Source organism: Sorangium sp. So ce448, from assembly GCF_051520915.1.
In the GTDB taxonomy this organism is placed as follows: domain Bacteria; phylum Myxococcota_A; class Polyangia; order Polyangiales; family Polyangiaceae; genus Sorangium; species Sorangium cellulosum_B.
Map to the genome: position 1 here is coordinate 7844064 of NZ_CP150343.1, position 26865 is coordinate 7870928.

The following is a 26865-nucleotide window of genomic DNA, read 5'->3' on the forward strand; positions in this document are numbered from 1 at the left end:
CCGGGTTCGGCCAACCCCAACCTGGGTGGGGGCGCCGCCGGCCCCAACCCGGGTTCGGGTGCGGCCAACCCCAACCTGGGTGAGGGCGCCGCCGGCCCCAACCCGGGTTCGGGTGCGGCCAACCCCAACCTGGGTGAGGGCGCCGCCGGCCCCAACCCGGGTTCGGCCAACCCCGACCTCGGAGCCGCCGCCCCCGACCCGGGTTGGGTAACTGCCGCCGGCCCCAACCCGGGTTCGGGCGCGGCCAACCCCAACCTGGGTGCGCCCTCTGCACCCTCTCGGTCATTTTCCACCATGACCGCATCATCATCACCCGCGACGATCACGATGCCGTCGCCCCGCACCTCGATCGCCAGCACGCGGCGGCCGACCAGGTGCGCCCTCATGGCGGCGACGAGCGGGTGCGACGTGCCGGCGCGGAGCCTGGGCAGCCTCGGCAGGATGCCTACCCCTGAAACGCGCGGCCCGATGCCGGCGCCGAGCACGCGCCGCGTCCCGTCGTAGACGGCGAGCGCGACGAGCCCCGTCGCCGGGTTCGCGTGCGCCGCGTCGATCCGCGCCCCCACGCACCGCGCGAGCGCCTCGGCGAGCGCCCCACCCCCCGTGTGGTCCTCCATGGCGAACGCCGCTCGTGCCCCTCAGCGCAACGCTTCGAAGTACGGCCCGCAGCAGCGACGCCCGAGCTCGCACGTCCTGCCGCGGTCCTCGCACGAGGCCACCTCTTCACCGTTGACGAAGCAGGAGCAGAGCGTCCTGCCCGAGCTCTGGGTGCGGCACTCGGCCGCGACGACCACGCCCCGGCACGCGCCCTTGCAACTGCAGGCCCCGCCGGGATCGCCTGCGCACTCGATCCCCGGGCAGCCGCCGCCGTTCGCGCACCTGTCGTACTCGTCCAGGGACCGCTGGCACCGGGGCCCGACGAGATCGCAGTCGGACCTGCCGTTCGTCAGGCAGTCGAAGTACGGGATGAGCAGATCGTTGCACTGGGGCGCCTGGGCCAGGTCGTAGTCACACATCGTCCCGCAGCCGCCCGGCGCCAACACCCCGCACGCCTCCTCGTAGCGCTCGCAGAAGCGCACGCACGCCGACCAGGCCTCGCCGCCGCCCGCCCCGGTGGAGGCGCTCGCGGTCCCCGACGTGGCCATCCAGGTCGCGCTGGAGCTGACCGCGCTGGAGCCGTTCCCGCCGGCGCCACCCACGCCGGCGCCGACCGCGCTGAAGCCGCCTCCGCCGACGGTCACCCCGGTGGAACCGCCCACGCCGGAGCCGCCCACGCTGGTGCCGCCGACGCCGACGCTGACCGCGCTTGCGGCGACCGTACCCGTGCTGATCGCGCTGGAGCTCGTCGCCCCGGCGCCTCCTGACCCGTCGGGCATCCCATCGACGACGACGTTGCCACCGCACGCGCTCCCCCACGCCAGGGCGGCGAGCGCAGCCGTACGCATCCCGAGCAGCGTCATTCGCATGGGCCGCGAGAGTACCCCAGGAGCGCGCCCGGGCGCGAGCGCAGCGTCGATCCGCGCCCCCGCGCAGCGCGCGATCGTCTCGACGATCGCTCCGCCCTGCGCCGCGCTCCCCGGCTCGCCCTCCATGGCGAACGCCTCGGGCGCCCCTCAGCGAAAATCGTCGAAGATCGGCTCGCAACAGCCGTGGGCGAGGTCGCACGCCGGGCCGACATCCTGGCACGTGGCCAGCTCCTCGCCGTTGACGAAGCAGGAGCAGACGATCCCGTTGCGCATGTCGGGGCGGCACTCGACCGCGAACCCCGCGTTCCGGCACGAGCCCTTGCAGGAGCAGGTCCGGTTGCGATCGGCGAAGCACTCGAGCGGCGTGCAGCCGCTGCTGTCCCGGCACGCGTCGTACTCGGCCAGGAACGGCTGGCACCGTTGCGGAACGAAGTCGCAGTCGATGCTGGCGTTCGTCGCGCACTCGAAGAACATCGCGAGCCGCTCGTTGCACTGGGGCGCCTCGTTCACATACCCCTTGCAGAACCCCTCGCACTGCCCCGGCTCCACCTGCTCGCAGGCATCCGAATACGTCTCGCAGAACTTCATGCACGACGACCAGGCATCGCCGCCGCCCGCCCCGGTGGAGGCGCTCGCTGTCCCCGACGTGGCCATCCAGGTCGCGCTGCTGCTGACCGCGGTGAAGCCGCCCCCGCCGACGGTCACCGAGGTGGAACCGCCCACGCCCGTGCTGATCGCGCTGGAACCGCCCACGCTGACCGCGCTGGAGCCGAACGCGCCCGTGCTGATCGCGCTGGAGCTCGTCACCCCGGCGCCTCCTGACCCATCCGGCATCCCGTCGACCACCACGTTGCCACCGCAAGCGCTTCCCCACGCAAGGGCGGCGAGCGCAGCGGCGCGCATCCTGAGCAGCGCCATTCGCATAGACCGCGAGAATACCCCAGGTGGGCGCCCGAGCGCGAGCGCGGCACGGGCGCGACGGGCGCGGATCCAGGCGAGCCGCCGCGCGGCCTCTCGTCCGCCGCGCGGCTTTGGGATAGAGACCCGCCGCGTGCTCCTCGACCTCCTGCTCGCCCCGCTGCTCGCCCAGGCCGACGCCCCGCCCCGGCCCGGACCCGCGGCGTCCTGCCCGTCCGACATGGTGCTCGTCGAGGGCACCCACGCCGAGAGCGTGCAGCGGATCTGCACGAGCTACCGCGGCGGCCACTGCTTCGGCTTCTTCCCCGGCCTGTTCGCCGCCGAGCCGCGCTTCACGCCGGTGCGCACGTGCATGGACCGCCACGAATGGCCGAACCGGGCCGGCGCGCTGCCGGTCGTGATGCTCCGCTTCATCGAGGCCGAGCGGGAGTGCGCCGCCGTCGGCAAGCGCCTCTGCACCGAGTTCGAGTGGGAGCTCGCCTGCGAGGGGCCGTCCGCGCTCCCCTTCCCCTACGGTCACGCGCACGATCCGGCCGCCTGCAACGTCAGCAAGCCGTACCGTGGGATCAGCGAGCGGCGGCTCGCGTCCGACGACCCGGCGGTGCGGGCCGCCGAGACGCAGCGGCTCTGGCAGGGGGAGCCGTCGGGCTCGTACCCAGGGTGCGTGAGCCCGTATGGCGTTGTCGACCTGGTCGGCAACGTCGAAGAGTGGGTGTCGACCTCGCGCCCCGAGTGGCCACACCGCTCGTCGCTGAAGGGAGGCTACTGGTCCAAGCCGTGGGCGGGGTGCCGAGGGACCAACGACTCGCATGGACCGATGTTCCGGTTCTACGAGATCGGGTTTCGCTGCTGCAAGGATCCGCGGCCAGGGCCGTAGCACAGGGTCCCCCGAGGGCGAATCGGCGAGAGGATCGGTTGCCCGAGTGCACAGAGCGGAGAATACCCCCACCGGCGAGCAACTCACCTCATCACAGTTCCCGGTTTGCCCGTGATCGGCGTGCGCCGGCGGGCGCGGTCGCATCGACGATCTTGACGAGGTGACCCTCAGCGGGCGGGGGCGCCCGCGCAGATCCAGTCGTTGATCGTCTTGATATCGGCCTCGGGCAGCGGCCCGCCGGGCGGCATCCTGCTCTCGTCAGGGTCGCACAGGCTGACATCCTTCAGCTTGTTCATGAGATAGCTGCTGCTCGGCTTGAACGGCACGACGAGCGCCTGCTCGCGGGAGCAGGACGCGCTGTCCTGCTCGACGAGCTTGCCGACGGCCGCGCTCGCGCGGAGGTCGAGCCCGCCGGACGGCGCGCCGGCGCTGCCGTGGCAGTACTGGTTCGCGCAGCTCCTCGTCAGGATGGGCTCCACATCGGCGAACGCCGCGGTGTCCACGCTGCAGGCGGGATCGCTCGGAGGCGCGCCGCCGCCCTCTCCCCCCGCGCCGGCCGCGCCGCCGCCGCCGCCCTCGCCCCCGGTGCCGGCCGCGCCGCCGCCGCCCTCTCCCCCCGCGCCGGCCGCACTGCCGCCCTCGCCAGCGCCGCCGCTGCTGGCCTGGCTGGAGCCGCCGCCGCTGCTGGTCGTGCTGGAGGCTGCACCGCCGCCAGTGCCCGTGGAATCGTCATCGGCGCAAGCCGCGTCCGAGAGCCCGAGAGCCAGGCAAAGAACCAATCGAAGCGAATCGTTGTGATAAAGCAAGGTGCCTCTTCATGATGGTGTTGGTCACGCGGCGCTCGCCGCGCGGGCGATTCACGAAGAGACTAGAAAGCATGCGGCCGCACGCGACGCAATCGCGCGATGGTGGACGAGGTGGTCGCCAAATTCCAACCGTGGCAGCGGGGCTGGCGCCTAGAGCGTCTGCCTCCCGACGGGAGTCGACGCGTGTCGATCAGAAACCGACATCGCGCGCGCGTCCGGCTTCTCCGCCGAAAGCACGCGGCGCTAGAGTACCGCGATGCGACAAACCCATTGGACCGGCCTGGCGGCGTGCGCCGCCCTGAGCACGGCGCTCGGCTGCAACGCGATCTGGGGGATCCCCGACGGAGAAGCCAGCGGAGATCCCGCGGCAGGCGGCGCGGGGAGCTCGGGCAGCTCAGGGGGCGCAGGGGCCGCCGCGAGCGCAGGCTCGGGGGCCGGCGGGGGTGGGGGCGGCGCGGCCGGCGGGCCCTCCGCGGAATGCCCGTTTGAGCCGTTCACAGGGCGCGCGCCGGGCGCGTGCCAGGCCGCCGACGGCGACAACGATTACCTCTCCGATCCTGAGAACTGCTGTGTGCCCGGCAGGAGCTGCCTCGGCGGCGCCTGCGAGGAGGGCAGGTGTCTGTCGGTCGTCCTCGCCACGGCCAACGATGAGGAGCACGAAGCGATCGGCCTCGTCGTGGATGGGGACGGGGACGATGGGCGCGTGCTCTGGGCGAGCGGCTACGGCAACACGATCTTCGCGACCGAGAAGGCCGCTTCCGGCTCGACCGAGCCGCTGGTGGTCCTCGACTCGCTCGCGACCCTGCTCGCGCGCTCGGAGAGCTCGCTGCTCATCACCGACGAGACCGAGCCGGACGTGTACCGGATGCCGCTCACGGGGAACGTCACCGTCTCGACGGTCGCCAGCGCCCAGGGAGCGGCGGGCTACCGGCGGCCCGTGGCCGGCGGCGGCTGGGTCTACTGGATCACCGGCGTGATCGAGGACCCGGAGCAGGATCCCGACGCGCGCGATGTCCCGAAGCGCATCTGGGCGGCGCAGGCCGATGCGACCGCTCAGACAGGCCTCTCCGTCTTCGACCGGGACACGTACGTCGGAGGCCTCGCGCTCGACGCCACCCATCTCTACTGGACCGATCTGGAGCCGGGCGGGACACACAGCACCGTTCGGCGGATGGCGCTCGGAGAGCCCGGCCAGACCGAGATCGTCGCGTCGATCCCCATCCACGACGGCGATCTCCCCGGAGACATCGCAGTCGGCGAGCGGATCTTCTGGATCAGCGGCTACGCCATCTACGCCGTGAACAAGGACGGTACCGACGCAGGGGCGCTCGTGGCGACGGACTTCCCCACGCGCCTGCTGGCAGACTCCACCTTTGTTTACTGGTACAGCCGCGAGGGGCAGCTCCAGCGGGTGCGCACCTCGGGCGGCGCGCCGGAGCCGCTCGCCGACAGCGCGGACATCCGAGATCTCGCCCAGGACTGCGGCGCTCTCTACTGGACGACCTGGGCAACCGACGAGCGGCCAGCGTCGGTGATCAAGCTGGCCAAGTGAGCCGCGCGCCGATCGCGCTCCCGGCGAAGTCGCAACGATGGTTCTGCCACGATGTGACGAGATACCCCTGGCCCGCTCCGCCCCCCGTCGGCGGTCACTGCGCCACGACGCCGAGCTGCTGGAACAGCGTCAGGTTGTCCTCGATGTGCCAGTTGTCGGTGATGCGACCGTCCTGCACGCGCAGGATGTCCGTGGCGATGAAGTCCACGGCCTGCCCGGCGCCCTTCCTGTCGCCGAAGGCGCCGGTGAAGTGGCCTCGAAAGCGCAGGTGCGCCACAACGCGATCGCCGGCGACGATCAGCTGCTCCACCTCGCAGCTCAGGTCCGGCACCGCGGCGCGGAAGCTCTTCGACGCGAACGCCGGGCCCTCGGGGCCTTGCGGGCGCCCCTTGGGCAAGGTGCGGTCGGTGAACGTCGGCGCGATCGCCGCGTCGAGGTAGCGCGGTTCGCCGGTGCTCCAGAACGCGTAAAAGCGGCGCGCCGCGAGGATCTCCGCGTCCGCCTGCGCCCTGGGCAGGCTCGCGTCGACGACCATCGACCGCGGCGCGGGCAGGTCCTCCGCGCCGGCGCCCTGCACATGGCAGGCGCTCGCGGCGGCGAAGAGCGAGAGAGAGAGGGCGCTGATCAACAAGGGCTTTCTCATGACGTGTCTCCTTCGAACGGCGATCTCGGGCAGCCGGTCGGCGCGCACGAGCCGACCGGAGGCGCCGCCGGCACGGCGGGGCGCAGCGTCGAGCGCGGCGGGCCCTGGGTCCGCCCTGGCGCGGCGACACGGACACCTTGATCCTTTCCTCCACGAAGGAGAACGAGCGCGTTGGACGAACCAGCTTTTCGAAAAAGTTGAAGATGTTCGCCGGCGCCCCTACCCTTCCGGGGTTCGCCGAGGGCGCGCGCGATGGTCGAGCTCGAGGACATGCAGCTGTTCGTGTGCGCGGTCGGGAGCGGCAGCCTGTCGGCGGCGGGGCGCGAGCTCGGGTTCTCGCCGGCGGTGGCGAGCAAGCGCATGACGCGGCTGGAGGCGGCGCTCGGCGTGCGCCTCCTCCAGCGCAGCTCGCGGCGGCTCACGCTGACCAGCGAGGGCGCGACCTACCACGAGCGCTGCGTGGCCATCCTCGCCGATGTGAGCGAGGCCGAACTCGCGGTGACCGCCGGAAATGCCGAGGCGCGCGGCGTCCTGCGCGTGTCGGCGCCGGTGGATCTCGGCCGCCAGTGGGTGGGGCCGGCCGCGGCCGACTTCGCGGCGGCGCACCCGCGGCTCAGCGTGCGCGTCAGCCTGTCGGACCGCGTGGTCGACCTGTTCGAGGCCGGCGTCGACGTGGCCGTGCGCATCGGCGCGCTGGCCGACTCCCGCCTCGTCTCGCGCCGGCTGGCCCGGAGCCGGCGCGTGGTCTGCGGCGCGCCGGCCTACCTGTCGCGGCGCGGGCGGCCACGCACGATCGCAGACCTGGCCGACCACGAGTGCATCGTGCTGCAGCGCCCGGGCATGCGCGCCCTCTCGTGGACCTTCCGCACCGAGCAGGGGCTCCACACCGTCCGGCCCTCAGCGCGGCTCGTGGCCGACAGCGGCGACCTGGTGCGCGACTGGGCCGTCGCCGGCCATGGCCTCGCCTTCAAGTCGATCTGGGACGTCGCCGCCGACATCGACGCCGGGCGCCTCGTCCCGCTGCTCACCGACCTGCCCGCGCCGGGCTCGGCCGTGAACGTCATCTACCCGAGCCGGCGCTTCCTGCCCGCGAGGGCGCGGCTGTTCGTCGACTTCCTCCAGCAGCGCTTCGCCGCGCACGAGGCCGCGGTGCTGGCCGCGTCGACGCCCCGCGCGGAGCCGCCGTCATCGCCTTCACCGCCGCCATCGCCGCGTGGCAAGCCGCGCGCCTGAGGAGCCCCCCCCCGCGGCGGGCAAGGAGGGGCCGCTGCCAGCCGCTGCCGAGACGCGCGGCGCGCTTCAGGCGTCGGCCCGCGGGCCAGCGCCGATCGCCGACAGGAACTGCGCTCTCTCCTCGTCCGTCGGGCGCCGGCCCGAGAGGTAGCGCCGCTGGTGCGCGCGGGCCGCCGCCAGCGACGCCTGATTCAGGACGAGGATCGGCACCTTGGGCGCATACAGGCTCGTCACCTCGATCAGCGTCGTGCCGCCCGAGCCCGGCGAGAAGCGGTAAGTCGCGAGCCCTCGCGTCCACAGCACGTTCTCCTCGAACGCATCGACGACGAGGACGAAGACCTCGGGCGAGACGCGCTCCGCGGAGAAGCGCAACGTCTGCGTGAAGTGCCCGACGCCCGGGAGAGGCACGCTCATCCGGACGACGAAGCGCGGCTCACGGCACGATCCCGACTGCATCTCGCACCCGGTCCCGGGGAAGAGCTCCCGCGCGCAGCCCTGCTGATCCCACCACATGGCGGCGGCGTCGAGCGGGTCGATGTTCCCGATATCGATGACGAACCGGACGCCGCGCATGCCCCGCGCCTCGTCGTGGACGCTCTCGGCGTGCGCGATCTCCGTGTCTTCCTGCTGCCACATGGTCGTCTCCTCGCCCCGGCGAGCGAGCATAAGTGAAGCACCGTTGCGCATCAAGGAAGCGGCCCTCCGCGCTGGATCCGCGCTGCCGCCACGCCGCGACAAGACCTCCGGCGCGGCGGGCGGCGCCTGTCGCGCGCCGCGCGCCGCGCGCCGCCGCCCGCCGGGCCGGCTCATGACGGCGCGACTCCGGCGAAGCCCTACGACGCGTTCCGCCTTCGAGCGTGGACGGCCCGCGGAGCGCGTTGCTACCCTCCGGCGCCATGGACTACCGCAATCTCGGACGCACCGGCCTGAAGGTCAGCCCGCTCTGCCTCGGCACGATGAACTTCGGCCCGGAGACCAGCGAGCCCGACAGCTTCGCCATCATGGACCGAGCGCTCGGACACGGGATCAACTTCTTCGACACAGCCAACGTCTACGGGCGGAAGCGTGGAGAGGGGATCACCGAGCAGATCGTCGGGCGCTGGCTCGCCCAGGGCGACGGGCGCCGGGACCGCATCGTGCTCGCCACGAAGGTCTACGGCCTCATGGGCGAAGGGCCCAACGACAGGAGGCTCTCGGCCTATCACATCCGGCGCGCCTGCGAGGCGAGCCTGCGCCGCCTGCAGACAGACCATATCGACCTCTACCAGATGCACCACATCGACCGCGAGACGCCCTGGGACGAGATCTGGCAGGCGATGGAGCAGCTCGTCCGCGAGGGGAAGGTCCTCTATGTCGGCAGCAGCAACTTCGCCGGATGGCAGATCGCGCACGCGAACGGCCTCGCCGCGCAGCGGCACTTCCTCGGCCTCGTCTCGGAGCAGAGCCTGTACAACCTCAACGCGCGCACCGTCGAGCTGGAGGTCCTGCCCGCGTGCCGCGCGCTCGGCCTCGCCGTCCTGCCCTGGAGCCCGCTCGCCGGCGGGCTGCTCGGCGGCGCCCTCCAGAAGGCGCGCGAGGGCCGGCGCTCCTCCGCCGACGCGCAGGCGCGCATCGACAAGAACCGCGCCAAGCTGGAGGCGTACGAGGCGTTCTGCGCCGAGATCGGAGAGCGGCCCGCCGACGTGGCCGTGGCCTGGCTGCTCCGGAACCCGGTCGTGACGTCGCCCATCCTCGGCCCGCGCACCGCCGAGCAGCTCGACGGGAGCCTGCGCGCCCTCGAGATCACGCTGACGCCGGAGCACCTCGGGCGGCTCGACGCGATGTTCCCCGGCCCCGGCGGCGAGGCGCCGGAGGCCTACGCCTGGTAGCGGCCCCGCCATGCGCGGCGCCGCGGCGCGCGGCGCTCGCCGCCGGCGCCATCGAGCCGGCTCGCCTCCACCCGGGCGCCACGCCTGCGCCTTCCTCACGAATCGCGCCGCGGGGCGGAGCGATTTCGATTCCATGGCGTCGAGCGGGTGGCCTACGCTCCGAGGTCCCGAGACGCGTCAAGAGACGGCTCGGGCACAAGGGGATCGATATGAGCCGATGGCGGTATGAACGAGGGCTGGAGGACATCGGCAATGGCTGCTTTGCCTATCTCCAGCCGGCTGGCACCTGGGGCCTCAGCAACGCGGGGCTCGTCACCTCGGACGGCGAGGCCCTGCTCGTCGACACGCTCTTCGACCTGAAGCGCACGCGCGAGATGCTCGACGCCATGCGCGCGGCCGCCCCCGCCGCGGCGCGGATAGGCACCGTCGTGAACACCCACGCGAACGGCGACCATTGCTACGGCAACGCGCTCGTCGAGGGCGCGACGATCATCGCCACGCGCGCCGGCGCCGCCGAGATGGACGAGGTCCCCGCGCCGATGCTGGCCATGCTGATGCGACAGGCGCGCAGCGGCGCCGCGGGCGCGCTGGGCGAGTACCTCGTCCACTGCTTCGGCGCCTTCGACTTCGACGGGATCGCCCCCACGCCGCCGACCCGGGTGTTCGACGGGGAGCTGACCGTCGCGGTCGGGGGCAAGGAGGTCCGCCTCATCGAGGTGGGCCCCTCGCACACGAAGGGCGATCTGCTCGTGCACGTGCCGGCGGACCGGGTGATCTACACGGGAGACGTCCTCTTCATCGACGCGACGCCGATCATGTGGGCAGGGCCGGTCGGCAACTGGCTCAAGGCCTGCGACATCCTCCTCGCGGCCGACGTCGACGTCATCGTGCCGGGACACGGCCCCATCACGGATCGCGCGGGTGTGCGCGCGGTCCGCGACTACCTCGTGTACATCCGCGACGAGGCCCGGCGCCGCTACGACGCCGGCATGCCCGCGGCGGAGGCCGCCCGCGACATCGCGCTCGCCGACTACGCGAGCTGGAGCGACGCCGAGCGCATCGTGGTCAATGTGCACACGCTCTACCGCGAGTTCAGCGGCGGGAAGCTCCCCTCGCCCGGCCCGGTCGAGCTCTTCGGCCTCATGGCCGAGCTCGCGCGTCGGCCACGTTGAGCGAGCCAGAAGAAGATGACGGTCATCATGCGTCTGTCGTCGCGAGCAGCGAAGTTAAGCTAAGCCAAGACAACGCCCGTCGTCATCCCTGGCAGCAGGCGATCCTCGGCGCCTCGGCCGCGCACAGAGGGGCGCCGCCCGCCGTCATGGTCACAGAGTTTCCCCTGAGGACGATCCCTGGTCAAGCGACGCCTGGGGCGCACGGACAGCCAATGTCCTTGCCATCCTGCCGGCGTTCGGCGCGCCGCCTGCTGTATCTCGCATGGCGTCGCGTCGCGCTCCTGCCGGAGCGCGGCGAAGCGCCTGGAGGCGCGCGAGCACGGTGGCCACCCTCACCAGGCGACGGCGGAGCTCCTCCGACGTGTCCGGTTGCGCGGCCACGGTCGGCAGGCGCGGGAACCAGCAGGATTGCCCTTGCGGACGCCATGTTCCTATGATGCCTTCTCCCCGAAGCGTCTGGACTTCATTCTCCCCCACCATGAGCTATGCACACGGCACCCCGCCCGAAGGCGCGGCAGCGGATTGGACGATTCCCCAGCGTTGGGAGCGCTACAGCGCGGCCGAGCACGCGCTGTGGGACCGGCTGTTCGATCGGCAGGCCAAGCTACTCCCGGCCCGCGCCGCGCCCGAGTTCCTGGCCGGGCTCGATGTGTTGCGTCTAGGCGACAGCGGAATCCCGAACTTCGACGCGCTCTCCGAACGCCTGATGAATGCGACCGGCTGGCAGGTGGTGGCGGTGCCGGGCCTGATTCCCGACGATGTGTTCTTCGAACATCTGGCGAACCGCCGCTTCGTCGCCGGCAACTTCATCCGCACGCCCGAGCAGCTCGACTATCTGCAGGAGCCGGACGTCTTCCACGACGTGTTCGGCCACGTCCCCCTGCTGGCGAACCCCATCTTCGCCGATTACATGCAGGCCTATGGCCAGGGCGGCCAGCGGGCGAACGGGCTCGGCGCGATCCAGCGGCTGGCGCGCCTTTACTGGTACACGGTCGAGTTCGGGCTGATGCAGAGCGCAGAGGGCCTGCGCATCTATGGCGCAGGGATCGTCTCCTCGCACGGCGAATCGATCTTTGCGCTCGACGATCCCTCGCCCAATCGGGTCGGCTTCGATCTGCTGCGGCTGATGCGCACCCGCTATCGAATCGACGATTACCAGCAGAGCTATTTCGTGATCGACAGCTTCGAGGATCTTCTCCGCCAGACGCTCGAGACCGACTTCGCGCCCCTCTACGAACAGGTCGCCCAGCTGACGGACATCGCGCCGGCCGACGTGCTGCCGGAGGATCGGATCTACACACGCGGCACGCAGGCCTACGCGCTCGCGAAGGGGGTGGCGGGATAAGGCATCCCCTGACTCGACCTGCTCGCCGAGGGGTCCTGTGCCCTCGACCGGGCTCACATCGAGTAGGCGCCGCCCTGCCCCGCCGCAGCGGGGGCCTCGGCGGGGGACTCCCCCTCGCGGAGCTCTTCCACCGCCTTCGCGTGCTCGGAGAGCGCCGGAAGCGCCTGCGGGTCGTAGTCGGGCGCGACCCAGAAGACCTCTGGCGCGGGCCTGTACTCGCTCGAATAGCTGCGCTCCGAGGCCCTGCCGTCCCTGTAACGGACGGTGACAAAGGACCTCACGTCGTATCCGCACGAGCCCTTCTGGTGGCGCTTCACCTTGCCCTCGGCGAGCTCGGACTTCACGTAGATGCGCCGGATGAAATCGTCGGTGTGCTCGGCCGAGACGCGGTGTTCGACCTCCGCCACGGGGTCTCCGCCCAGGATCTCGACGCGGAGCACCGTCGGCTCGGGGAGATACGCGTGGATCATGATCGGGAACGGGAGCGTGTTCTTGATCTTCAGGTCCGACTCCGGGTAGGTCACCATCGCGTCGAGCCCCATGGGGATGTAAGCGCTCGGGCGGGAGTGGCTCTGGCGATCCGGCGTGTCGAGCGCGCCGAAGAGCGACGCGGCGTAGAGCGTGCTCGAGACCTGACACGTCCCCCCGCCGTAGCCGGGGACGGTCTCGTCGCCCAGGATCTCCGGGGCGATCGTGAACCCGTTCTTGGCCGTCCGCGGGCCGACATGGGCGTTGAACGAGAAGGTGTCGCCCGGGGCCAGGATGGTGCCGTCGATCTTGGACGCCGCGTTCCTGATGTTGCGGGCGCGCCCCGCCTCCTTGCCGAGCTGCTTGAACTTCGTCTCGTAGGCCGCGACGACCCGGGTGACGTCGACGCTCACCAGGTCGGCGACGACGACCTGCGGCAAGATCTGCCGTACGGCGAGCTCGATGAGCTCCTCGTCACCGTGCTCTCCGGCCCGCAACGCCGCGATGGATGCCTCGACGTCGAGCGCCCGGCCGGCCTGCTCCGGGATCTTGCGCCGGTTCGCGAGATCGAGCCGCGCGTCCACGGGCGCCCGGTAGATCTGCGGAGCGAGCCGCTCGAGGAACGCCCGCGCCCGCCGCTCATCGACGGCCCAGGCGAGCGGCACGTCGATCTCGCCGCGCCGCGCCCCCCGGGCCTCGCGGAGCCGCCGCGCCCAGGGCCCCTCGTGGCCGACGCGCCTCGCCGCCGCGAGCGTCTCGTCGACGTCGACCTCGACGCCCGCCTCACCGAGCGTGGCGGTGAGCTCCACGTCGTCGTGGCGCAGCCGGACCACGCGCTCGCGAAGCGCGTCACGCCGCGCCGCGAGCCAGGCCGCCGGCGCGGCGCCGTCCGGCAGGAAGCGCTCGCCGACCGAGAGGCCGCGGACCACCGGAGAGGCCGGCAACGCCTCGCGAACCGCGATGGCGGCGCCCACGCCGGCCGACCCGCCGAGCGCCAAGACCAGAACGAGGGCCCTCGTATCCACGGCAGCTGGCCATGGTAGCCGGATCGCGAACGATCTGGAAGATCGCTAAACCGTCGAGAAGAGAAAAAACCGCCATGGCGCCAAGGGCGCCAGGAGAAAAGAGAAGAAAAAACGCAAAGACGCAAAGGCGCAAGGACGCAAAGAGATTTTGTATTTTCTCGCGTCTTTTTGCGCCTTTGCGCCTTTGCGTTCCTTCTCTTCCTCTAGGAGCCGCCGCCAGCCGAACGACCTCAGCCGCCGCCGACGAAATGGACGATCTCGACCACGTCCCCCTCGGCGAGCTCGGCGGCCGTGTGCTCGGCGCGCGGCACCACCTCGCCGTTGCGCTCCACCGCCACCGGCCCCTCGGTCAGCCCGAGCAGCTCGACGAGCCTCCGCACCGTGAGCGCCGCCGGTACGTCGCGCGCTTCCCCGTTCACCGTGATGTTCATGGCTTCCTCACCTCTCGCATCACCAAGCGCGCCGCGACCTCCGGCGGCTCGACGGCCTCCCCGGCGAGCGCCGCCCGGAAGCGCCGCGCGTTCTCCACGTAGCCCGCGGCGCCCAGCTTCCCGAGCTCGGCCTGGTCCGGCCGCACCTCGCCCACCACGCGGGCCGGGTTGCCGCGCACCATCGAGCGCGGCGGGATCACCCGCCCCGGCGGCACCACCGCGCCCGCCGCGATCACCGAGCACTCGCCGATCTCGACGTTGTCGAGCACGATGCTGCCCATCCCGATCAGGCACCCGTCCCCGACGAGGCACCCGTGCAGGATCGCGCTGTGCCCGATGGTCACGTCGGCGCCGACGATCGTCTGCGAGACGCCGCCCGTCAGGTGCAGGCACGCGAGATCCTGCACGTTGGTCCGCGGGCCGACGCGGATCGCGCCGATGTCCCCGCGCAGCACCGCGCCGAACCACACGCTCGCCTCGTCGCCGAGCTCGACGTCGCCGATCACCGTCGCGTTCGGCGCGAGGAACACGTCGCGCCCGAGCCGCGGGGACACCCCGCCGAGGTCGAGGACGAGCGCCACCTCAGCCGCCCTCGGCGGCGACCACCGGCAGCGAGCGCCGGGCAGGCCGCGCCTCCAGGCCGCCCCGCTGCCGCGGCCGGGCCGCGGCGCGCGCCGCCTCGGTGAGCTCGGCCTGCAGCGAGTGCTTGTTCGCGCGCGTGATCGAGACCTCGACGACCTCGCCGAGCAGATCGAGCTCCCCGGCGCCGTCGATGTGCGCGATCTCGTGGCGCCCCGTCCGGCCGGACCAGAGCGCGCCGCCGGCACCGCCGTGACCCCGCTCCTTGTCGCGCCCCTCGACGAGCACCTCCTGCGTCGTCCCCACGAGGGCCGACAGGTGGGCGGTGAGCAGCGCCTCGCTCTCCTCGAACAGGCGCGCGAGCCGCTCGCCCTTCACGCCCTCGGGCACGTCGTCCGCCAGCTTCAGCGCGGGCGTGTGCGGCCGGCGCGAGTACTTGAAGCCGAACAGCCCCTTGAACCCCACCTCGCGCACGAGCGACAGCGTCGCCGCGAAGTCGTCCTCCGTCTCGCCCGGGAAGCCGACGATGATGTCGGTCGAGAGCGTCAGCCCCGGGACCGCCTCCACGAGCCCCCGCGTCCGCGCGACGTACTCGGCGCGCGTGTAGCGGCGGATCATCCGCCGGAGGACCCGATCGCTGCCCGACTGCACCGGCATGTGCACGTGGCGCGGCAGCACCGGGAGCTCGGCGTGGGCGAGGACGAGCGAGGGCGTGAGGTGCCGCGGGTGCGGGCTCGTGTAGCGCAGGCGCGCGAGGCCGGGGACGTCGGCCGCGACGCGCCGGAGCAGCGCCGCGAACTCGCTCTCGTCCGGGTCGTCCGCGCTCGCGCCCGGGGCCCGCGGCAGCGCGCCGAGCGGGTCGCGGTAGCTGTTCACCGTCTGGCCGAGCAGCGTGACCTCGCGCGTCCCCGCCGCCACGAGCGCCGCGATCTCGGCGACGATCTCGTCGCTCGGCCGGTACCGCTCCGGCCCGCGGGTGTGGGGGACGATGCAGAACGAGCAGCGCTCGTCGCAGCCCTTCATGACGGTCACGAACGCCGTCGGCGCACCACGCGGCGAGGAGGAGGACGACGGCGGCGACGCGACGAGGAACCGGGGCGCGTCGAGGTCGAACACCGTGCGCGCGATCGGCAGCCCGCCGATCGCGAGGTCGCCGAGCAGGCCGGGCAGCTCCGGGATGTTGTCGGGCCCCACCACGACGTCGATCGCGCGCATCTGCTTGAGGAGGCGCTCCCCCTCCTGCTGCGCCACGCAGCCCGCCACGACGAGCACCCGGTCCGCGCGCTCCCGCTTCCAGCGCGCGAGCCGACCCACCTCGCTCCGCAGCTTCTGCTCGGCCTTCTCGCGCACGCTGCACGTGTTGAGCACCAGCACGTCCGCCTCGTCGGCGCTGCCGGCCTCCGTGTAGCCGGCGCAGCGGAGCACGTCGTGCATCCTCTCGGAGTCGTGCACGTTCATCTGGCAGCCGAACGTCGTGATCGAATACCGGGGCATCGAAGCGATGCACGCTCTAACAGAAGGGGCCCGGGGCCGCCACCTCGCGCGCCAGGAGCCCCGTCGTCCACGCCGCACGCCGCACGCCGCGCGAGCGCTCCCCCATCGCCAACCCCGCGGCGGGCACCGCCGACCCCGCGCCGAGCGACGCGGGGGGGGCATCCCCAGCGTCGGCGGGACAGCAGCCCCAGGTCGGCGGAATAGCCGCCCCAGCGTCGGCTCGACAACAGCCGGCGCCACGGGCCGCCAAAAGGACACTGACGCGGCGCAGTACCATGTTAACAATCGGATCGGGAGGAGACCGATGGCGAAACTGGAGAACCTGGTAGATCTGCTCGATCGCGCGCTGAAGCTTCATGGCCACCGGCCGCTGTTCGGCACGAAGACCGATGGCCGCTGGGACTGGATCACCTATGCGGAGTTCGGGCAGCTCGTCGCAAGGTTCCGCGGTGGGCTCGCGTCGCTCGGCGTCCAGCGGGGCGATCGGGTGGCCCTCATCTCCAACAACCGCGTCGAGTGGGCGGTCTCGGCGTACGCCTGCTTCAGCATGGGAGTCGCCGTCGTGCCGATGTACGAGGCGCAGCTCCCTAGCGAGTGGGCGTTCATCATCAACGATTGCGAGGCCGTGGCCGCGATCGTCGCCACGCCGCAGATCTACGGCAAATGCAAGGATCTCCCCGGGAAGGCGCCCTCGCTGAAGCACGTTGTCTGTCTGTTCGACCCCGACGTGGCGAGAGACGGCGTCCCCGGCGCGAAGACCAGCTCGTACAAGGAGCTCCTCGCCGCGGGCGAGGGGAGCCCGGCCCCGTCCATTATGCCGACATCGAAGGACACGGCGTGCCTCATCTACACGTCGGGCACGACCGGCAACCCCAAGGGGGTGATCCTGTCGCACGCCAACATCGCCTCCAACGTCTGCGCGGTGCTGGATCTCATCCCCTTCGGCGGCGGCGATCGGAGCCTGTCGTTCCTCCCGTGGGCCCACTCGTTCGGCCACACGGGCGAGCTCCACGTGATGATCACGGTGGGCGCGTCGATGGCGCTGAGCGAGTCGGTCGACAAGATCGTCGCGAACCTCGCCGAGGTGCACCCGACCGTGCTGATGAGCGTCCCGCGGATCTTCAACCGCATCTACGAGGGCGTGCAGAAGCAGATGGCCGAGAAGCCCGCCGTCATCCAGGCCCTGTTCCGCGCCGGGCTGCGCGCCGCGACGAAGAAGCAGAAGGGCGAGCCCCTCGGCCTCGTCGAGCGGCTCGCGCTCGCCGTGGCGGACCGCGTCATCTTCTCGAAGATACGCGCCAAGTTCGGCGGCAAGCTGAAGTACGCCATCAGCGGCGGGGCGGCGCTCGCCTATCAGGTGGCCGAGTTCGTCGACGCGCTCGGCATCACCGTCTTCGAGGGCTACGGCCTCACGGAGACATCGCCCGTCGCCACCGTGAACTACCCCGGAGCCCGCCGCCTCGGCAGCGTGGGCAAGGCGATCCCGGGCGTGAAGATCGTCATCGACAGGTCGGAGACGCACGACCCGAAGCAGGGAGAGATCGTCGTCTACGGCCCGAACGTCATGGTGGGCTATTACAAGCGCGACGAGGAGAACAAGGCCGTCTTCACCGAGGACGGCGGCTTCCGCACAGGCGATCTGGGCTACCTCGACGACGACGGCTACCTCTTCGTCACGGGCCGCATCAAGGAGCAGTACAAGCTGGAGAACGGCAAGTACGTCGCGCCGGCCCCGCTCGAGGAGAAGATCAAGCTGTCTCCGCTGATCAACGGCGCGATGATCTACGGCGACAACCGCCCCTTCAACGTGGCGGTGATCGCGCCCGAGATGACGGCGCTCACGGAATGGGCGCGGGCCGAGGGGCTCTCGTTCGAGTCGACGGAGGCGATGCTGAAGCACCCGCGGGTGGTCGCGCACGTCCAGGCGGAGGTCGACAGGTACGCGTCCGATTTCAAGTCCTTCGAGAAGATCAAGCAGATCGCCCTCGCGGCCGAGGATTTCACGGCGGAGAACGGGATGCTCACGCCGACCCTGAAGCTGAAGCGGCGCGTGGCGCTCCAGAAGTACGGGCCCGCGCTCGAGGCGCTCTACGGCGGCGCGGGCGGCGCGGAGAAGACCGCGGCGCGCGACGCCGCGCAGCCCGGCTGAGCCTCCCGCGCCTCCCTGCCGGCGGTCCCTCGCCGCTCCCCCGCCGCCACCTGCCGTCCCCCCGTCCACGCCCTCTCCCCTCCCGGCGCGCCTTCGCGTACGCTGGACGGGCCGGGGGCGTGCGACGCGCGACGTGCGACGTTGACCGACGAACGGGAGCGGCATGACGACAACAGGCACCCAGAGGCGAACGCTGTATCCCGAGATCGAGCCGTACCGCGCCGGGAGGCTGCGCGTCTCCGATCTTCACGAGATCTATTTCGAGGAGTCGGGCAATCCGCGCGGCAAGCCGGTGGTCTTCGTGCACGGCGGCCCCGGGGGCGGCACGGAGCCGAAGCAGCGGCGCTTCTTCGACCCGGCCGCCTACCGGATCGTGCTCCTCGACCAGCGGGGCTGCGGCAGGAGCACGCCGTACGCGTGCCTGGAGGAGAACACCACCTGGCACCTCGTCGAGGACATGGAGAAGCTCCGCGAGCACCTCGGGATCGAGCGCTGGCAGGTGTTCGGCGGCTCGTGGGGGAGCACGCTGTCGCTGGCCTACGCCGAGCGGCACCCGGAGCGGGTGACGGAGCTCGTGCTGCGCGGCATCTTCCTCCTGCGGAAGCAGGAGCTCGACTGGTTCTATCAGCGGGGCGCGAGCGCCATCTTCCCCGACGCCTGGGAGGAGTACCTCGCGTTCATCCCCGAGCCCGAGCGGGACGACCTGCTCACGGCGTACCACCGGCGCCTCACGAGCCCGGACCCGGGGTTGCAGCAGCGGGCGGCGCGCGCGTGGAGCGTCTGGGAGGGGCGGACGAGCTGCCTGTTCACGAACCATGAGCTCGTCGCGAAGACGTCAGGTGATGAGTTCGCCCTCGCGTTCGCCCGGATCGAGTGCCACTATTTCATGAACAAGGGGTTCTTCACGACGGAGACGCAGCTGCTCGACGACGTGCACCGGATCCGCCATATCCCGACCGTCATCGTGCAGGGCCGCTACGATGTGGTCTGTCCGCCGGAGAGCGCGTGGGCGCTCCACCGCGCGTTCCCCGAGTCCGATCTGCGCATCGTGGCGGACGCAGGGCACTCGGCGATGGAGCCGGGCATCCTGCACGAGCTGGTCGAGGCGACCGACCGGTTCCGCTGACCGGCGGTCAACGAGCACGGCCGCGGCCGCGGCGGCGCGGCCGAGCTCGGTGGACACGCCCGGTACACCAAACACCGTATTTCGCGGTCAACCACCTCCCGAGCGCCGCTCGCCCCGTCTCGCTATCCATCAATTCAGGCCGCGCGCAGGTTGTCGAGCCTGCTCGGGCCCGCCTCTCGGGGTGCGATCCGGCCGAATTACGCCGGACTCGGCCCTCCGGCCGCTTGCGCCGCGTGGGGTCGGTCTTTAACGTAAACCAAGGGAAGGGTTGATTCCCCCGTGGAGGCTTATGGCAAAGAAGGCAGCACGGAAGACGTGGATCCTGGTCTCCGACGCAAGCCGTGCCCAGCTCTATCGTGAAGAGCCTGCTGGCAAGGGCTTTACCCTGCTCGAGTCCTACAACCATGACGAGAGCCGGGCGCGCGTGCGGGATCTGATGGCCGACGCGCACGGCCGCAAGCCGAACGGCACCTCCGGCGGGAACGGCACCGTCGGCGGCGGGGAGGGCCAGTACCTCGGCCGCCCCGGCGCGGCCCCCGACACCGATCCCAAGGAGGTCGAGAAGCAGAAGTTCGCCCAGGAGCTCGCGGAGGTGCTGGAGAAGGGGTTGAACGAGCACGCCTACGAGACGCTGGTGCTCATCGCGCCGCCGCACTTCCTCGGCCTGCTCCGCGGCAAGGTGAGCAAGCAGGTCAGTAACCACATCGAGACGAGCGTGGACAAGGACCTGAGCTGGCTGGACGGCCCCCGGCTCACCGAGCGGCTGCGCGAGCTGCGGGCCGGGTAGCGCCGCTCCCGGCTGCCTCGAACGTGTAGGCGACGCCGAGCCCGACGACGTTCGCCCGGGCGCTGTAGGCGCCGCCATTGATGGTGTTCGGGTCCTCCGGCGGATTGGCCCGCACCGGGCTCACCTGCGGGAGCCGCGCTTCCCTCGGATCGACCCTCACGTCCGCGGCGAAGGCGTGCGCATAGCTCGCGTCGAGGCGCCACCGGCCGAGGTGGACGCCGAGGCCGGCCGCCGTCGTCAGCTTCGTCGCGTCGATCGTCAGGACCGACAGGTACGCGGGCGGGACGGCGCTCTGCTCGAGGCTCACGCCGGCGCGCAGATCCCACCGCGCGCCCGCGAGATCGAACGAATACTCGCCCCCGAGCCTGGCCGAGAGCGAGCTCTGGAAGCGCCGCGGGAACGAGACGGCCGGCACGCGGAACTCCTCCGGCAAGCCGGCGACGTTCCGGAGCACCACGCCGTCGGGCTCGACGAGGATGTCGTCGTGCATGCTCCAGCCCTCGACCCCGAGCCCGAGCTCCACGCGCAGGTCGTCCACGACCCGCGCCTCCACCCCGGCGCGGAGGATCCACGGCAGGTCGAACGCGACGTCGGCGCCCTCGCCCTCCTGGACGGCGCGCTCGAAGACGGGCGCCGCCGGGAGCCGCGCCCTGAATTTGGCCGGCGCGCGCACCCAGATGGGCAGCTGGAAGGCCAGGCCGACGCGCCAGCGCGGCGTCGGGACGAAGAGCGCCCCGAGCTGGCCCGTGGGCGCCACGATGGGCGCGACGCTGAGCTCGGAATGGATGTCCCACTCCGGATCTTCGGGCGCGCAGAACATCCGCTCCGGGAGGCACCCGGAGACCACCATCCGGCTGTTGAACGCGCCGACAAGCGCGCCGACCCCGGCGCCGAAGCGCCATGCGGGCGACGGCGCGTACGCCGCCCCGACCCCCACGAGCGCGAGCGCGGAGCCCTCGAGCGTGAGCAGCGCGTAGCGCTGGGGCGCCGGCATGCCGTTCACCTGCTCCGGATAGCTGGAGAGGGCCGCGTACGGCGCCCACATCCCGCCCCAGACGACCCATCGCGGATCGACCTTGAACGACGCCGCCAGCGTGGGGATCGGCAGCACCGGCGCGCTGCCGGTCACCGGATCCATCGTCTGCACGAAGCTCGCGCCCGTCGGCTCGCCGGTGTTCGGGTCGACCTGCCGCACGATCGCCTGGCGCGTGTGCCGGCTGCGCCACTCGAAGAGCCCGACGTCGAACAGGACCTGGGTGCCGGCCTCGTAGACGCCCGCGGGGTTGTAGGCGATCGCCCCGAGATCGTCGCCGCCGGCGATGTACGCCCCGCCCCGGGACGACGGGCGGACGCCGCGGTCGGTGAAGTACAGCCCGGCGGCGCCGGCGTCGCCCGCGGGCAGGAGGAGCGCCCCCGCGGCGGACGCCACGGAGAGCACGGCGCGGATCGTGGGCGTTTGCACGTGGATCACTCGTGCGGCCGGTTCTTGACGATGGCGTAGATCTGCTCGAGCCCGCGGGTCTCGTCCGTCAGGAAGTCCCTGGCCGAGACAAATAGCTGCCGGTAGTCCTCCGCCGTCAGCGGCGCGCCGCTCCCGGCCTCGATGCGGTTCACGTCCGCGAACGCGTCGAGGAACACGTCGAGCGGCGCTCGGCCGTCCGCCATCGGCGACACGAGCGCCGGGAGCACGCGCTCCATCGCGTGATACCTGTCGTAGCGATCGTCGTTGAGCGCCTTCAGCGCCTCGATCCCCGCGTCGGCCGCGCCCGGCCCACCGGCGGCCCCCGCCGGGGTCAGCGCGGTCGACGCGGCCTTCAGGATCCGGCGCAAGGCGTCGTCGTCGGCGAGGAGCTGGAGGCCGTCGGCGAGCGTCGTCGGCAGCACCTGGAACGGGGCGCCGGCTGCGTCCGCGTCGAGCAGGTAGGTGAGGAACCGCTCGATCTCCCGCCGCGCCGGCTCGTGGGCGCGGACTGCCTCCATCACGTCGACGGCGGCGGCGAACAGCGGGTGGCTCAGGAGGTCGCTCACCGTGGCGCCGAGCTCCTTCTGCGCCCAGGCGCACCGCCCCGTCGTCTCGCGATCGGGGCAGCGGGCGTTCAGCTGCTCGCGGAGGACGCGCAGGACGAGGGCGCCCATCCTCGGGAGCGCGCGGTTCTTGAACCGGGCCTCGGGCCCCGACCCCTCGACCGCGAGCAGCGCATCGACGAGCTCGTCCACGCCGCGCTTCCACTGGTCCTCTCGCTCGGCGGCGCCGGGCGCGTTGCGCTGCGCGAAGCGCGCGTCGACGCCGTTCAGAGCGCCGGCGAGGAGGGTGAACACGGTGAGCTGGTCCTGGACCCGACCATCCGCCCACGTGGCCTTCCTCTTCCCCCAGCGGTCGACCATGCCCACGCCGGCCGCGTAGCGGGTGCTGAAGAGGATGCGCGCGAGCTTCTCGATGGCCTGGGCCTTCGTCAGCGGCCGATCTGCCGCGGGGCCGCGCCGCACGGTCACGGACGTGTCGCGCGCCATCCGGGCGAACGCCACCGACGACGCCAGGACGTCCTCGGCCCGGAGCGCGTCGGCCAGGAGCGGCTCGAAGCTGTTGACCCCTGCCTCCGAGCAGTACGCGGTGTTGGTCCCGGGCGAGCCGGCCTTGATGCACTCCGGCCCGTGCGCCTTGCCCGGCCAGTGGCGGTACGCCGCGCTGAAGAGATCGGTCAGGATCGCCTCGCCGGTGGTGCCGTTGTCAACGTCGGCGAACGCCTTCACGATGGGGCCCAGGTACGCGGCGAGCCCGAGCTGCTCCAGGAGGTAGGTCGTCCCCGGGTGGCGCACCCGGATCAGGTTCTCCGGGGAGCTGCACTCGTTCACGCCCAGCGCGTTCCTGGGGCAATGGATGGTGCCGGCCGGCTCGAGCGTCCCCGAGATGAACAGGTTCGTCGCCAGGTTCGCGCCGGTCCGGAATGGATCCAGGTCCGACAGGCCCGGGAACCTGTCCGAGTCCGCCCCGAAGTAGATGAGCCGGCTGAGCGCGGCCGGCGTGGGGTGGCTCGTCAGGCCGCCGATGCCGCTGGAGTCCACGAGCACCGAGTCGGTCACGAGCAGCGCCAGGGCCGAGGGCTTCACCTCGAGCTCGGCCCGCTTCGGGTCCCCGTCGGGGAGGAGCGAGTCGAGGTAGAAGGCCGCCAGGTCGTCGATCTGGAACAGCTCGCACTCGGCGAACTCGACGAAAGGCACCGTGACCTCGAAGGCGCTGACCACGGCGCCCTCCTTGTTGCACTGCCTGACGCCGGCGGTGTCGTGCATGAGCTGCATCAGCCGCTCCATGCCCGAGCGGTTGTCGCCGCCCCTCGGCTTCTTCGGGTCGATCGGCGTCTTCGGGGCCGCCGTCGACGGCGCCCCGACCGTGAGGTTGATGGCCGGGCCGTTCAGGTCCGCCGGGTTGTACGCGTACCGGTCGCGGGTCGTGAGCATCGTCGCGAGCGCGTCGCCCGCGTGCCGCGCGCCGCCGTGCGGGGTGAGGAGCGCGCCGCCCGCGATCGCCTCGAGCAGGCGCGCCACGAGCCCCGGCTGCTCCACGGCCCCGCCGAGCACCGCCGCGAGCTCGTCCCAGAGCGGCGCCTTGTCGTCGATCCGCGCGGGCGCCTCCTTGCCCTGGGCGGCCAGCCGGTCGTGCTCGCGGGCGACATCCCGGATGCGCAGCGCCGCGGCGGTCATGCGCGCGAGCTCCGCCTCGCGGTTCTCGAGCAGATCGATGAGCGTGAGCAGGAGGACGTCCGAGTCCTTGTCGGCGAGCACCTGGCCGACCGCGTGCGCGAGGTCGGCGAGCGGCGAGTCCTCGCCGCGGAAGCGGCGGTACGACAGGCAGCCGTCGCATCGCTCGCCCGCCGGCACGACCCTGCCGCGGCGGACGTCGTAGCGGGCCTCCTCGCGATCGCCGAGGAGCAGGTATGCGCCGGAGAGCGCGTACATGAGCCCTTCGTGCTCGGTCTTCCACGGCTCCGGATCACCCTTGCCCGCGTACCGGGTCCCGTCGACGAGCGGCACGATCGACCGCAGCGCCGCGCCGAGGACGGTGCGGGAGGTGTCGACGTAGGCGTAGAGCTCCGGCGAGAGCCCCCCGAACGGGTCCCGCGGCGGCTCGGTGACGCCGGGGATGGCGAACGGCGGTTCGATCGCGAGCGGCGCGCCGCTCTGGTCCACGAACCTGCCGGACGCGTCGACGTCGGCGAGGCCGTCGCCGTCCGCGTCGGCGAACGGCGCGGGGACCCCGTCGCCCTGGGGGAGGACCCACCCGCGCCCATCGCGGCGGGCGATGAAGATCGACGGCGGCGCGGCGAGCTCTGGGTGCTCCGCGAGCAGCGCCGCCTGCGCGAGCTCCAGGGTCGTGCGCGGGCGGCTCGGCTGCGCGGTGGCGGCGTCGACCGCGAGCGGCGCCCGCTCCGGCAGCGGCAGCGCGGCCAGCTCCTGCTCGCCGGCGGCGAGCAGCGCCTGGAGCGCGGGCGCCCCCGGGCCGCCGGGGCCGAGCACGTCGAGCGCCGCCACGGTCATCGGGCGCAGCCCGGGGTACGCGAGCGCCGCGCCGACCATGCCGAGCCCGACCTCCGCCGAGCGATAGCCCTGGCGCCCCCAGATGCTCGCGAGCGCGCAGACGGGCGTTTCCTGCCCCTCTGCCCGGTCGCAGGCGATCGGCGCCCGCTCCCGCTGCCTCTTCTGGTCACCCTCCTCTTCCGCCGGCCGCGCGCTCTCCTCGCCGCCGTGGATGAGCGCGTCCAGGAGCCGGGCGATCCCCCGGGTCGACGCGGGCAGGACCGCCGGCCCCGCCGCGTCGAACGGGTTCGTCTCGTAGAGCGGCGCGAGGGTCTGCGAGAGGCTCAGGACGGCATCGTGCAGCCGGATCTTGCCGCCCCCCTCGCCGGGCGCGACGTTGTCGATCTCGATGTCCGGCACCGCGGCGTTGACGGCGTCCACGAGGGCGTTGCGCCACCGTGCCATGGCCTCCACCTTGGCCACGCCGAGCCTGCGGGCCTGCTCCGCCCGCTCGCCCGAGACCGGCGGGAGCAGCGAGACGTCGACCTCGTCCTCGTACCGGCCCTCGCGGTCGTAGTGGCAGACGCGCTGGTACGAGGCGCCCGTGGGGTCCTCGTGGAGGCTCGACGCGCCCACGCGATCGCAGAGCATGCCGAAGACGTCGTCGCCCAGCCCGCCGCCCTCCTTGACCCTGGGAGGCGCCACCCGCGTCGTGTCGAGCGGCTCGTGACACGAAGCGATCGCCCCGCCGGCCGCGATGAGCGCGACGAGCCGGAGTACGACAGCGGCCGAGGAACCCAGCGCGCGCCTGCGCATGACGACAACCTCCCCCAGTTGCCCCCAGGGTAGACGATTCCACCCCAGGTGCGTAGGGGCTTGGCGCCCCTGCGGGGGTGGGGTGGGCGACGCCGGAGTGCGTGTTCTCCAGGCTCACTGCGCTGCGACGGGGACGGCGGCGGGCTCGTGGGTATACGCTGCGGAGCGATGGCGACCCAACCCACCCCGCTCACCGCTGTCGTTCTCGCTGCTGGACAAGGGACTCGGATGAAGAGCGCCCGGCCGAAGGTGCTCCACGAGCTCTGCGGCCGGCCGATGCTCCATTACGTCGTCGACGCGGCGCTGGCCGCCGGCGCCTCGGACGTCGTGGTCGTCGTCGGCCACGGCCGCGAAGAGGTCTCTGCGGCCCTGGACAAGGCGTTCGGCGCCCAGGGGAAGAAGGTCCGCACCGCGCTCCAGGCCCAGCAGCGCGGCACGGGCGACGCGGTGCGCTGCGCCATGCCGCACATCGACGCGACCTCCGAGGCGGTCCTGATCCTGTGCGGCGACACGCCGCTGCTCGATCCGGAGCAGCTCACGCAGCTCCGCGGGGCGCTCGACCGCGCCGGCGACGCGCCGATCGCGATGCTCACCGCCGAGGTCTCCGATCCGACGGGGTACGGCAGGATCCTTCGCGACGCCTCGGGCCGCGTGATCGGCATCCGGGAGCACAAGGACGCGACGGCCGAGGAGCGCGCGATCACCGAGGTGAACCCCGGCGTCTACCTCGCCCGCAGCGGGTTTCTCGGGCGCGCGCTGGCCGGGCTGACGACGGACAACGCGCAGGGAGAGCTCTACCTGACCGACATCGTCGCGCAGGCGGCGAAGGCCGGCGGCGCCGCCGCGGTCGTGGCCAGGGACGTCGGCTCGCTCGTGGGCATCAACGACCGCGCGCAGCTCGCCGCCGCCGAGGAGGTGCTCTACGGCCGCATCGCCGACCGGCTGCGCAAGAGCGGCGTCACGATCCGCACGAGCGCCCGCATCGACGCGGGCGTGGCCGTCGAGCCGGACGCCGTGATCGAGCACGCCGTGGTCCTGCGAGGCCGGACGCGCGTCGGCGCGGGGGCGCGGATCGACGTGGGCTCGGTGCTCACGGACGTCGTCGTCGAGGCGGGCGCCTCGGTGAAGCCGTACACGGTCGCCTCGCAGTCGTCGATCGGCGCCGGCGCGCAGATCGGGCCGTTCTCGCACCTCCGCCCGGAGAGCCAGATCGAGGCCGACGCGCACATCGGCAACTTCGTCGAGACCAAGAAGACCGTGGTCCGGAAGGGCGCGAAGGCGAACCACCTCGCCTACCTCGGCGACGGCGACATCGGCGAGGGCGCGAACGTCGGCGCCGGGACGATCTTCTGCAACTACGACGGCTTCCGGAAGCACCGGACCGAGATCGGCGCCGGCGCCTTCATCGGCAGCGATTCGCAGATCGTCGCCCCGGTGAAGATCGGCGCGGGCGCCTACGTGGCGACGGGCACGACCGTGACCCGCGACGTGCCGGACGAGGCGCTGGCGATCGGCCGGGTGAAGCAGGAGAACAAGGAGGGCTACGCGACGCGGCTCAAGGCGCGGCTGAAGGACGCGGCGAAGAAGTAGGCCCAGAG

General features: G+C 72.1%; 22 protein-coding genes. 11 read left to right on the forward strand and 11 right to left on the reverse strand.

Annotation, left to right across the window (positions count from 1 at the left end; translation table 11 throughout):
• Nucleotides 1-638: 638 nt before the first annotated feature.
• Nucleotides 639-1592 (reverse strand): hypothetical protein, encoded by a 954-nt coding sequence (locus WMF45_RS29565; protein WP_437708147.1) that lies wholly within the window; start codon nucleotides 1590-1592, stop codon nucleotides 639-641.
• Between the two features lie 21 nt (nucleotides 1593-1613).
• Entirely contained in the window at nucleotides 1614-2390 is a 777-nt protein-coding gene (locus WMF45_RS29570) for a hypothetical protein (RefSeq protein ID WP_437708149.1), read from the reverse strand.
• Nucleotides 2391-2517: 127 nt separating this feature from the next.
• Here WMF45_RS29570 and WMF45_RS29575 point away from each other — a divergent pair, with 127 nt between their 5' ends.
• Nucleotides 2518-3261: a formylglycine-generating enzyme family protein gene (locus WMF45_RS29575; RefSeq protein WP_437708150.1), complete on the forward strand. Its 744-nt coding sequence runs from the start codon at nucleotides 2518-2520 to the stop codon at nucleotides 3259-3261.
• A 167-nt stretch (nucleotides 3262-3428) separates the two neighbouring features.
• Here WMF45_RS29575 and WMF45_RS29580 read toward each other — a convergent pair whose 3' ends face one another.
• Complete coding sequence (locus tag WMF45_RS29580; RefSeq protein ID WP_437708152.1) at nucleotides 3429-4067, reverse strand: hypothetical protein; 639 nt, start codon at nucleotides 4065-4067, stop codon at nucleotides 3429-3431.
• A 256-nt stretch (nucleotides 4068-4323) separates the two neighbouring features.
• Between WMF45_RS29580 and WMF45_RS29585 the strand changes: the two genes are divergently transcribed.
• Nucleotides 4324-5619 (forward strand): hypothetical protein, encoded by a 1296-nt coding sequence (locus WMF45_RS29585; RefSeq protein ID WP_437708154.1) that lies wholly within the window; start codon nucleotides 4324-4326, stop codon nucleotides 5617-5619.
• A gap of 94 nt (nucleotides 5620-5713) precedes the next feature.
• On the opposite strand, the gene WMF45_RS29590 is transcribed toward WMF45_RS29585, so the two are convergent.
• Nucleotides 5714-6262: an ester cyclase gene (locus tag WMF45_RS29590; protein ID WP_437708156.1), complete on the reverse strand. Its 549-nt coding sequence runs from the start codon at nucleotides 6260-6262 to the stop codon at nucleotides 5714-5716.
• Nucleotides 6263-6265: 3 nt separating this feature from the next.
• On the opposite strand from WMF45_RS29590, the gene WMF45_RS29595 reads away from it, so the two are divergent.
• Both WMF45_RS29595 and WMF45_RS29600 read left to right on the forward strand, forming a co-directional pair.
• The gene (locus WMF45_RS29595; protein ID WP_437708158.1) at nucleotides 6266-6403 is read left to right on the forward strand and encodes a hypothetical protein; all 138 of its coding nucleotides are present in this window, start codon (nucleotides 6266-6268) and stop codon (nucleotides 6401-6403) included.
• 111 nt (nucleotides 6404-6514) lie between these two features.
• Nucleotides 6515-7495 (forward strand): LysR family transcriptional regulator, encoded by a 981-nt coding sequence (locus tag WMF45_RS29600; protein ID WP_437708160.1) that lies wholly within the window; start codon nucleotides 6515-6517, stop codon nucleotides 7493-7495.
• Between the two features lie 66 nt (nucleotides 7496-7561).
• Here WMF45_RS29600 and WMF45_RS29605 read toward each other — a convergent pair whose 3' ends face one another.
• Nucleotides 7562-8131 (reverse strand): hypothetical protein, encoded by a 570-nt coding sequence (locus tag WMF45_RS29605; protein WP_437708162.1) that lies wholly within the window; start codon nucleotides 8129-8131, stop codon nucleotides 7562-7564.
• 260 nt (nucleotides 8132-8391) lie between these two features.
• On the opposite strand from WMF45_RS29605, the gene WMF45_RS29610 reads away from it, so the two are divergent.
• The 3 genes from WMF45_RS29610 to phhA all read left to right on the forward strand — a co-directional run bounded on the left by WMF45_RS29610 (nucleotide 8392) and on the right by phhA (nucleotide 11880).
• Nucleotides 8392-9363 (forward strand): aldo/keto reductase, encoded by a 972-nt coding sequence (locus WMF45_RS29610; RefSeq protein WP_437708164.1) that lies wholly within the window; start codon nucleotides 8392-8394, stop codon nucleotides 9361-9363.
• A gap of 209 nt (nucleotides 9364-9572) precedes the next feature.
• On the forward strand, nucleotides 9573-10535 hold the full coding sequence (locus WMF45_RS29615) for an MBL fold metallo-hydrolase (RefSeq protein ID WP_437708166.1): 963 nt from the start codon (nucleotides 9573-9575) through the stop codon (nucleotides 10533-10535).
• A gap of 478 nt (nucleotides 10536-11013) precedes the next feature.
• Nucleotides 11014-11880, forward strand: coding sequence for a phenylalanine 4-monooxygenase (phhA, locus tag WMF45_RS29620; protein ID WP_437708168.1), 867 nt, complete (start codon nucleotides 11014-11016; stop codon nucleotides 11878-11880).
• 53 nt (nucleotides 11881-11933) lie between these two features.
• Here phhA and WMF45_RS29625 read toward each other — a convergent pair whose 3' ends face one another.
• The 4 genes from WMF45_RS29625 to miaB form a co-directional block, all read right to left on the reverse strand.
• Nucleotides 11934-13373, reverse strand: a complete 1440-nt coding sequence (locus WMF45_RS29625; protein WP_437708170.1) for a VanW family protein — start codon at nucleotides 13371-13373, stop codon at nucleotides 11934-11936.
• A gap of 230 nt (nucleotides 13374-13603) precedes the next feature.
• Nucleotides 13604-13804 carry a sulfur carrier protein ThiS gene (gene thiS / locus WMF45_RS29630; protein WP_437293204.1) on the reverse strand — a complete coding sequence of 67 codons (201 nt, stop codon included), beginning with the start codon at nucleotides 13802-13804 and terminating at the stop codon, nucleotides 13604-13606.
• Nucleotides 13801-14385: a gamma carbonic anhydrase family protein gene (locus WMF45_RS29635; RefSeq protein ID WP_437323289.1), complete on the reverse strand. Its 585-nt coding sequence runs from the start codon at nucleotides 14383-14385 to the stop codon at nucleotides 13801-13803. Before WMF45_RS29635 ends, thiS begins: the two co-directional genes overlap by 4 nt.
• A 1-nt stretch (nucleotide 14386) precedes the next feature.
• Nucleotides 14387-15877 (reverse strand): tRNA (N6-isopentenyl adenosine(37)-C2)-methylthiotransferase MiaB, encoded by a 1491-nt coding sequence (gene miaB, locus WMF45_RS29640; RefSeq protein WP_437708172.1) that lies wholly within the window; start codon nucleotides 15875-15877, stop codon nucleotides 14387-14389.
• A 304-nt stretch (nucleotides 15878-16181) separates the two neighbouring features.
• Between miaB and WMF45_RS29645 the strand changes: the two genes are divergently transcribed.
• From WMF45_RS29645 to WMF45_RS29655, 3 genes are all read left to right on the forward strand, one after another.
• On the forward strand, nucleotides 16182-18026 hold the full coding sequence (locus WMF45_RS29645) for an AMP-dependent synthetase/ligase (protein ID WP_437708174.1): 1845 nt from the start codon (nucleotides 16182-16184) through the stop codon (nucleotides 18024-18026).
• Between the two features lie 163 nt (nucleotides 18027-18189).
• A complete protein-coding gene (gene pip, locus WMF45_RS29650; protein WP_437708176.1) occupies nucleotides 18190-19152 on the forward strand; it encodes a prolyl aminopeptidase in 963 nt (320 codons plus the stop codon).
• Between the two features lie 289 nt (nucleotides 19153-19441).
• The gene (locus tag WMF45_RS29655) at nucleotides 19442-19939 is read left to right on the forward strand and encodes a host attachment protein (RefSeq protein WP_437708178.1); all 498 of its coding nucleotides are present in this window, start codon (nucleotides 19442-19444) and stop codon (nucleotides 19937-19939) included.
• Here WMF45_RS29655 and WMF45_RS29660 read toward each other — a convergent pair.
• A complete protein-coding gene (locus WMF45_RS29660; protein ID WP_437708180.1) occupies nucleotides 19905-21401 on the reverse strand; it encodes an OmpP1/FadL family transporter in 1497 nt (498 codons plus the stop codon). The two genes, WMF45_RS29655 and WMF45_RS29660, sit on opposite strands and share 35 nt — an antisense overlap.
• 5 nt (nucleotides 21402-21406) lie before the next feature.
• Nucleotides 21407-25267 (reverse strand): hypothetical protein, encoded by a 3861-nt coding sequence (locus WMF45_RS29665; protein ID WP_437708182.1) that lies wholly within the window; start codon nucleotides 25265-25267, stop codon nucleotides 21407-21409.
• A gap of 168 nt (nucleotides 25268-25435) precedes the next feature.
• On the opposite strand from WMF45_RS29665, the gene glmU reads away from it, so the two are divergent.
• Nucleotides 25436-26857, forward strand: a complete 1422-nt coding sequence (gene glmU, locus WMF45_RS29670; protein ID WP_437708183.1) for a bifunctional UDP-N-acetylglucosamine diphosphorylase/glucosamine-1-phosphate N-acetyltransferase GlmU — start codon at nucleotides 25436-25438, stop codon at nucleotides 26855-26857.
• Nucleotides 26858-26865 lie beyond the last annotated feature (8 nt).

Bases quoted from the DNA above. Each gene is read 5' to 3' on its own strand.
- WMF45_RS29570 (WP_437708149.1), bottom strand. From the start codon at position 2,390: ATGCGAATGGCGCTGCTCAGGATGCGCGCCGCTGCGCTCGCCGCCCTT.
- WMF45_RS29590 (WP_437708156.1), bottom strand. From the start codon at position 6,262: ATGAGAAAGCCCTTGTTGATCAGCGCCCTCTCTCTCTCGCTCTTCGCC.
- WMF45_RS29565 (WP_437708147.1), bottom strand. From the start codon at position 1,592: ATGGAGGGCGAGCCGGGGAGCGCGGCGCAGGGCGGAGCGATCGTCGAG.
- glmU (WP_437708183.1), top strand. From the start codon at position 25,436: ATGGCGACCCAACCCACCCCGCTCACCGCTGTCGTTCTCGCTGCTGGA.
- WMF45_RS29610 (WP_437708164.1), top strand. From the start codon at position 8,392: ATGGACTACCGCAATCTCGGACGCACCGGCCTGAAGGTCAGCCCGCTC.
- pip (WP_437708176.1), top strand. From the start codon at position 18,190: ATGACGACAACAGGCACCCAGAGGCGAACGCTGTATCCCGAGATCGAG.
- WMF45_RS29655 (WP_437708178.1), top strand. From the start codon at position 19,442: ATGGCAAAGAAGGCAGCACGGAAGACGTGGATCCTGGTCTCCGACGCA.
- phhA (WP_437708168.1), top strand. From the start codon at position 11,014: ATGAGCTATGCACACGGCACCCCGCCCGAAGGCGCGGCAGCGGATTGG.
- WMF45_RS29605 (WP_437708162.1), bottom strand. From the start codon at position 8,131: ATGTGGCAGCAGGAAGACACGGAGATCGCGCACGCCGAGAGCGTCCAC.
- WMF45_RS29615 (WP_437708166.1), top strand. From the start codon at position 9,573: ATGAGCCGATGGCGGTATGAACGAGGGCTGGAGGACATCGGCAATGGC.
- WMF45_RS29645 (WP_437708174.1), top strand. From the start codon at position 16,182: ATGGCGAAACTGGAGAACCTGGTAGATCTGCTCGATCGCGCGCTGAAG.
- WMF45_RS29585 (WP_437708154.1), top strand. From the start codon at position 4,324: ATGCGACAAACCCATTGGACCGGCCTGGCGGCGTGCGCCGCCCTGAGC.
- miaB (WP_437708172.1), bottom strand. From the start codon at position 15,877: ATGCCCCGGTATTCGATCACGACGTTCGGCTGCCAGATGAACGTGCAC.
- WMF45_RS29665 (WP_437708182.1), bottom strand. From the start codon at position 25,267: ATGCGCAGGCGCGCGCTGGGTTCCTCGGCCGCTGTCGTACTCCGGCTC.
- WMF45_RS29600 (WP_437708160.1), top strand. From the start codon at position 6,515: ATGGTCGAGCTCGAGGACATGCAGCTGTTCGTGTGCGCGGTCGGGAGC.
- thiS (WP_437293204.1), bottom strand. From the start codon at position 13,804: ATGAACATCACGGTGAACGGGGAAGCGCGCGACGTACCGGCGGCGCTC.